Origin of the sequence: Acetobacter cibinongensis, assembly GCF_000963925.1 — a bacterium.
In the GTDB taxonomy this organism is placed as follows: Bacteria; Pseudomonadota; Alphaproteobacteria; order Acetobacterales; family Acetobacteraceae; genus Acetobacter; species Acetobacter cibinongensis.
This window is the reverse complement of record NZ_BAMV01000032.1, coordinates 1-273: the sequence shown is the minus strand read 5'-3', so window position 1 is coordinate 273 and position 273 is coordinate 1. Positions and strand designations below refer to the sequence as shown.

1 pseudogene is annotated in these 273 nt (G+C 55.7%); it reads left to right on the top strand.

Features of this window, described 5'->3' with window-relative positions:
* A pseudogene (locus tag Abci_RS12775) lies at nt 1-273 on the top strand (transposase); the annotation flags it as partial.

The following is a 273-nucleotide window of genomic DNA, read 5'->3' as shown; positions in this document are numbered from 1 at the left end:
GGCGTGTTCTGAGCGGGATCGTTTATGTGATCCGCAACGGCCTTCAGTGGAAGGATGCTCCGAAAGCGTATGGTCCACACAAGACTTTATACAACCGCTTTATCCGGTGGAGCCGCCTGGGTGTATTTGACAGGATCTTTGTCGCCCTGACAGAACAGGCTGGCCGTTCGAAGCGCCTGATGATCGATGCAACACATCTCAAGGCACACCGGACATCGGCGTCCCTGCTCAAAAAGGGGCTTTTCCCCGCCATATCGGACGGACAAAAGGCGG